Here is a 6,940-nt window from a genome sequence, read left to right on the forward strand (position 1 = left end):
ATCGGCACGCGAGCTGGCGCGATCCACCGGTTCCTCGATGTGCAGGAGGCCGCAGGCGAGCGCAGCGCCGTCGAGCAGAGCGGTCAGAGAGGCGGCGGCTTCCAGGCCGCGTTGCGCATCCAGGCAGGCGATGAGGCCGAGCGTGGGCCGGGCCTCGCGCAACGGCGCCTGCAGCCAGGCCAGCGCGCGGCTGTGCATCACGTCACTGTCGGCCGCGTGGGACAGCGCGAGGGCGAAAGCCTCGCTCGCGTTGAGTCGAAGCGCCATCACGAGGCGATGCAGGCGGGCGTCGGCCGCGGGTGGACGCGCGCGCCAGTCGGACCACGCGCTCGGCAGGTCGAGCCAGGGCGAGGCGCCGGCCTGCGCCATCAGCCAGTGGGCCTCCGGCGCGGCGTCGGGCAAGGCGCTGCCGGGGGCGAGCATTGCCAGCAGGCGTTGCGCCAGCGGGAGGTCGTCGCTGGCAATGGTGGGCGCCGCGCCGGCCAGGGATTCGTCGCGTTTCATCGAAAGGTCTCGGGTTGCCTGCCGCTGAAATAGTGGAAGCGGACGATGCGCTGCAGCCAGGGCACCCAGCCGGGGTCGATGTCGAGGCCGGCGCGGCGTATGCGCAGGTCGACTTGCGCGAGTGGCAGGTGCACGTCGATGTGGGTGGGGCCCCAGTCGAGCCAGCCGGGGCGCAGGGCGAGGCTGGCCAGGCCGATGCCGCATTGCAGCCGCAGGTGGCGGCGAAGGGTGTTCAGCCAGTGCGTGGTGCGCGCGTGCAGATCGGCGGCGCGGGGGGCGTCGGGTGCGGCGAGTGCGGCAGCGAGCGACCAGGTGGCGTCGTCGCCGTGAAGGTCGAGCCGGGCGGCGATGCGTTGCAGGAGCCGTTGCGCCAGGGGCGCCAGCTCGCTGTCGACCGCGTCGATGCGCATTCGGGACAGCACGGGCACCAGGCACAGCAGGCCGCCGGCCGCAGTGAATTGGCCGATGGCTTCGAGGATGCGGGGGTGCGATGCCTCGCCGTCGTCGTGCAGACGCGAGGGCGGCGGCGAAGGCGCGTCGATGGCGGCCGATGGCGGCGCGTGAAGGCCCCGGGTCGCCGCGTCTGCGGCGGTGAGCGTCACGCCGCTTCGCGGCGCGACGGGGTCGGCGATCGCCGGGTCCGTCACCACGAATGCAGCTTGCATCGACGTATCGTCCGGCGCGGGCGGCGCAGTTTCGAAAGATGCCTGCGCCGCCAGGGACAGCCTTGGTGCGCTCGCTCGGGGTCGGGCGGGCGTGGCAGGCGTCGGTTGCGCGTGAGGTGCGTCTTGCGGAGCCGCTTTCATGGGGGTTGCAAACGCGGCCGTATCAGCTTCGGAGGCCACCGCTCCCGCAACTCGCTCGCGCGACGGCGTGCTTTCGGGACCGGCGGCCATCAGATGCCCCCCGGCCCACGACAGCGGCAGCCTGACCCCATGCTCCCGCAGCAGCGCACCCAGCGCAGGCAACGTCTGCGCGCGCGCCCAGCGGGCATGCCCCGCATCGGCCAATGCCTCCAGCAACGCCGGCACGGTGTTGACCGCGCCCGGCGACAACACCAGCTCCCGCACGATGCGGCGCAGGCGCTCACCCGCGTCGGCATCCGGCGCAAGCACTTCCGCAGGCAGCGCCAGACGCCAGTGCCACGCGGCAGCCCCGGCGCCGCTCGCCAGCCTCACGGCGTAGCAGCGCATCGCCTCGAAGGGGCTCGCGAACCACACCGCACTGGCCTCGGCTGCCTCCGCCGCGTCGCCGTGGACCCAATGCAAACCCGCCGCCTGCACGCACCGCTCGATGTGCAGGGACAGCCGCTGCGCGCCCCATCCCGCGGGCATGCGGCCCAGGTCGAGCCGTCGCACCAGCAGCAGGCGCTCGCCCGTGTCCGGCAGGCTTGCGCAGCGCAGCGCATCGTCCAGCCGCGCCTGCAATTGCCAGGCATGCGATTCGCTGGGAACGCGCATTCGCAGGTGGCGCACGGTGCGGGTCATGGCTTGCCCTTGTGGCTATCGCGCCGCGATCGCCGCGGTGCGCGCGGCCTTGGCGCTGACCACTTCACCGGCGGCGAACTGCACGCGCACGTCCAGCCCCAGGTCCACCGTGGCGCTTACCGTCGACAGCACGCGCGCCGACACCTCGCCGCTGCCCACGTCTTCGATCGCCGCGCGCGCCACCAGGCTGCTGCCGCGATAGAGCATCGCCTGCATGCCCACGCGCAGCTTGTCGCCGGCGTCGAGCGCGACCAGCGGGATGCGCACCCCCGGCCGCACGCCCACCGCGGGCCGCGGCATGCGGCCCGCCACGATGCGGCCGACGGGCGCATGGCTGGCCAGCAGCAGGCACATGCGCACCACGTCGCTGACCAGCGATTGCGCATCGTCCTTCGCCGGGTCGACCTGCGCGAACAGCCAGTCGATGTAGGCCTGCATCTGGCGGCGGTCGGTCGAGTCGATCTCGCTCCAGCGCGGCAGGTTGGCCCCGTTGCGCAGCGACGGCGCGGCGTCGTATTGCGACATCAGCTCGGCCCAGTCAAGCCGGATCGATGCGCTGACGCCGCAGAACTCGGCATGCAGGCAGGCGCAGACCTGCGCGATCGAACCGTAGAGGTCGGCCGCGCGCTGGCTCACGATGCTGCGGCCATGGTCGCCGTCGATGATGTCGCCGAGCGACACCACCTCGGCCGCCTGCGCATGCAGCGCCTGCCAGCTCAGCGATGCGGCGCGCACCAGGTCGATGCTGTTGACCGCGCTGACGCGGGCCGCGAGCAACGGCGTCTGCCTGGCGATGACGTTGCTCACCGACACGCCCAGGGTCGGCGTCGCGCTGCGCAACGCGCCGCCGAGCGAGGCCGTCATCGCCGCGCTGGCATTGACGCGTTGCGCGACCAGCGTGGTGCGCAGTTGCGAACTCTGCAGCGTGCGCAGCAGCAGGTCGCTGCGGTCGAGTTGGCGCAGCAGGGTCGGCGCGTGCACGAACCAGCTCGCCGGCGCCTCGCGCACCACGCGCAGCATTTCCTCCAGTTCGTCGGGCACGTCGGCATGGTCGCGCAGGCAGGCCGGCACCGGCGCCTCGGCCAGGGCCGGGTCGATGGCGCGGCGCGGCAGTTCCTGCATCGTGGCCGTTTCGCGCGGCCGCATGAAGGCGAGGAAACGCACCTCCTCGGCCAGCACCTGTGCCCGGCGCGCGTTGACCGCGTCGATGCGGGCCTGCTCCTCCGCAATGAGCGCGCGGGCGACACCCACGTCATGGCGTGCCTCGGCCAGCCGGTCGCCTGCGGCGCCGACACGCAAGGCGGCGTCGGCACGGTCGCCTTGCAGCGCCGTCAGGGCCAGTTCGCAGCGCGTCAATGCGTTGCGATAGCCGTTGATGCGGCCTTCGAGCTGGCGCAGCATCGCGACGGTGTTGTCGGACAGGTCGGAAAGCTGCGAGAACAGCGTCGATTCGTCCAGCGTCAGCGTCGTGCCGGCTGCGTTGACCGGCAGCGGTGGCGAGTCGTCCAGCCTGCCTTGCAGGCTGGGATCGATGCGGAAATCCAGCAGCCGACGGCGCCGGTTCTTCACGTCGTCGTCGGATCCGCCCGTGAGGATGGGGTCCTTCTCCAGCCCGAACACATAGAAATAGTCGCTCACGCCCGGCACCGCGCTGAACAGTCCGGAGGGCGCGCCGCCGTCCTCGGCCATGAACTCGTTGAGCAGGCCCACCAGCTTCAGCACCGTGTCGCGCCGGGTCGCCAGCGCGTAGTCGCGTGCCTCCTGCGAGGCGGAAGCCTTCAGCCGCTCGGCGATGGCGGTGGTGCGGATCGGCGACTTGCCGATCACGGGCGCCGAAAGCACCACGTCGACCGGGCTGGGCATGTTGACCGTGTAGATCGGCTGGTAGGTCGCCAGCGCGGCGATCCGCTGCACCGGCGAGTCGGCCTTGGCGGACAGGTCGGCGCGCACGTTGATCCTTGGGGCGACGTCGACCTTCACCCCGAGATCGAGCTTCCCCGCGAGGTTGAGGTTGACCGCGCTCACCGCGCTCACCGCGCTCACCGCGCTGACCGCGCTGACGGCGGGACTGGAGAAGAAGCGCGATGCGGCCTGCGGCGGCGTCGCGACCAGGGGCGCGGCCGCGGCGGCTGCGGCGGGTGCAGCAGCGGCGCGCAGCACGGTCGCCGTCGTCTGCTTCAGGCCCGCGATGTAGCTCGCGATCTGCGCCTGCGAGGCGACCGCCGTCTCGGCCTTGGCAATGGACGCCAGCGTGGGCGACACGGCAATGCGCAGGGCATCGGTGCTGCTGAGCATCAACTGCCGCACACGGTAGATGTCGGTCTGCATCTTGACGAAGCCGTGGTCGGTCAGGTCGTCGGTGCGGTCGATGCGGGCGCGCAGGTAGTCGACGAAGGGGCCGAGGCCGCGCACCGTCAGTTGTGCGCGCTCCTGCTCGGACAGCACCGACAGCACTGGATCGGCCAGCAGGCTGGCCACCGACTCCACCCGGCCGATGCGCGATGTGTTCGTCGGTGCATAAAGGTCGCGCGCCTCGATCGGCACCCAGGGGCCGGAGGGACGGGCGTTCGGTGGCAGGGTGGAGGCGAACCACGGTCGCTCCACGACGTTGGTGAGGGTGGCGCCGGTGGAGGTCTGCGTCTGCGTGATCGTCGCCGCGCCGGTCGCCGCGAAAGCCGCGCTGCCGCCGTGCAGGGCGAAGGCCATGCCGTCGATGGGTGTGCTTGGTGCCAACCCGACATCGGCTGCAGCCACCACCAGTCGCACCCATTGCCCGGGCAGCGGCAAGCCGCCGCTGCGACGGCGCGAGACCGTGTCGGTGTTGCCCCAGCCGATCAGGTCGGCGCCCCAGAAGGCGCGGTGCTCCCAGGTGCCGGCGGCATGCCACTGCAGCATCACTTCGCGCGGCGGATCGTTCGGGTCGATGTAGACCCAGGCGTAGAGCTGTTCCGCCGCGCCCGGCGTGAAGGGCGGGTTGGCGCCTTCGAAGTAATGCTGGTGGACGCCGACGCCCGAAGGCTCCAGGAAGCCGCCGTTGGCGACGCCGGGCGCCGCCGGCACGCTGTCCGGTATGGCCGGCACCACGCCGCGCGCCGGTTCGAAGGGCGCCCAAAGGTCGTTCTGCGTGAGCAGGTCCCAGGGCTCGTCGCCCTGGCGCCGCGCACCCAGCGGCAGCACGTTGCAGAACCACTTGGGCTGCTGGTTGGCCGTGCGCGTGCCGGCCATGCCGTAGGCGGCGCGGCCGTCGAAGAGCGTGAAGGCCATGCCGTCGATGGCGACGCCGGCCGCGCCGACGAGCGCGGCTTGCACCTCGAGCTGCACCCAGCGCCCGAGGTCCGGCAGCGGGCCCATCAGGCGGTGGCCGGCCGTGTTGGGCGCGCCGTATTGCGGCAGCAGGTCCTCGCCCCAGATCGCCCGATGCTCCCAGTCGAGCCCGCGCACATGCCATTGCAGCATCAGCATGCGCGGCGGGTTGTCGGGGTCGAGGAAGACCCATTGCGACATCGCGTCGGCGGCACCGGGCGTGAGGATCTCCGTCGCGCTGTCGAAGTAGTGCTGGTGCGCGCCCGCGCGCAGCGTGCTGCGGTGGCCGCCACCGACCGGCGGCGGGCCCCAGGGCAGCAGGGTCTCGGTCTCCACGGCGAGCGGGTCGTCGTTGTAGGCCGGCACGGTCTGGGGCTGGCCGGTCAGCACGCGTGTGAGCAGCGCGAGTTCCTGGCGCAGGCCCTGGCGCGCGCCGAGTTCACGCGCGCGGCGCAGCAGGAAGCGGTTGAGCGTGGTGTCGAACTCGGGGTCGATCACATCGGTTTTCAGCAGGCGCGGTTCCCACGAGGCCTGCGGCACGGGCACCAGCATGCGGACGCGGTTGGGCGCCGACAGGTCGATCGTCGCGAGCGCCGCGGCATCGTGGAAGGCGGCATCGAGTTGCTCGATCGGCACCGGCACGGCGTCCAGCGTGCACAGCGGCGGAAAGAAGTCGCTGTGCCATGTGGAAAAGTTCAACGCATTGGTCGGCAGCAGTCCGCAGGGCGGCAGCGTGAGGAAAGGGTCGCCCATCTGGTCGGCCGGCGGTGCCGGGTCGCCCAGTTCCGCGATCTGCTCGGCGAACTGCTCGATGCGCGCCTGCCACAGCGCGGGCAGGCGGCTGTCAGCCAGCAGGGGCGTGCGGCCGTCGAGCGTGGCCCCGGACTGGAGACGGGCCTCGCGCGCACGGCCGCCCTGGCGCACCACGCTGGCGCGGTCGCTGAACAGCGGCATCACGCGGGTGGCATCGGTGGCCGTTGCAGCGGTGTCGAGCGCGATCAGGGCCAGCGGCACGCCGGCATCGGCCCAGGGCAGCACCTCGCCGGGCGCGAGCCTCGCCTCGGCCTCGAAGATGGCATGGGCCAGCGCATTGCGAAAGCGCAGCACGCTGGTCGGCAGCGGCTGCCATTCCTCGGGCCATGGGTACCAGAGCAGGCGCAGGCCGTCGCCGATGCGCACGTCCTCGTAGCTCGCGCCGTCTTCGGCCGAACCGCCGCAGGCGCAGAGGTCGCACGGGTCGTCGGGGTCGATGCTGGAGACATCGACCACCACCGGCTGCGCCACCAGGATGCCGACGCGGGACATGCGGGCGCCGGCCGTGGCGAGCAATTGCGACAGCGGCAGGTCGCCGATGCTGCGCGAGTTCAGCGTGGGCAGCGCGACGGGTGGCGTCGGGTCCGTGGGGTCCGTCGGGTCGGGTGGCGGGGCGGGCGGTGTCGGGCCTGCCGCTGTGGACCACTCGGCCGGGGCCAGCACCGGCAGGTCGGCCAGGCGCAGGGAGATCGGGCGCATCAGCGTCACGTCCTCGCCGCTGGCGGCCAGGGCCTGGCCGGGCTCGATGAACAGGCGCAACTGCGTGCCGCCGCCTTCGGCTTCGGGAACCGCCTCCAGCCGGTGGTTGACCTCGAGGCCGCCGACCACGCCGG

Annotated in this window: 2 protein-coding genes and 1 pseudogene; all 3 read right to left on the bottom strand. The window is 72.2% G+C overall.

Going from position 1 to position 6,940, the window contains the following annotated elements; genetic code table 11:
• A pseudogene (locus tag HCU76_RS35875) lies at positions 1-504 on the bottom strand (hypothetical protein); the annotation flags it as partial.
• Complete coding sequence (locus HCU76_RS35880; protein WP_213955767.1) at positions 501-1,991, bottom strand: hypothetical protein; 1,491 nt, start codon at positions 1,989-1,991, stop codon at positions 501-503. The pseudogene HCU76_RS35875 and the gene HCU76_RS35880, both read right to left, overlap by 4 nt.
• Before the next feature lie 15 nt (positions 1,992-2,006).
• Positions 2,007-6,940 (bottom strand): hypothetical protein (locus HCU76_RS35885; RefSeq protein ID WP_218512000.1); only part of this gene is annotated, 4,934 nt, incomplete at its 5' end.

The organism is Variovorax sp. dw_308 (assembly GCF_019207085.1).
Taxonomy (GTDB): Bacteria; Pseudomonadota; Gammaproteobacteria; order Burkholderiales; family Burkholderiaceae_C; genus Variovorax.

Excerpts from the sequence above, each read along its gene's own strand:
- HCU76_RS35880 (WP_213955767.1), bottom strand. The coding sequence starts at position 1,991 with ATGACCCGCACCGTGCGCCACCTGCGAATGCGCGTTCCCAGCGAATCG.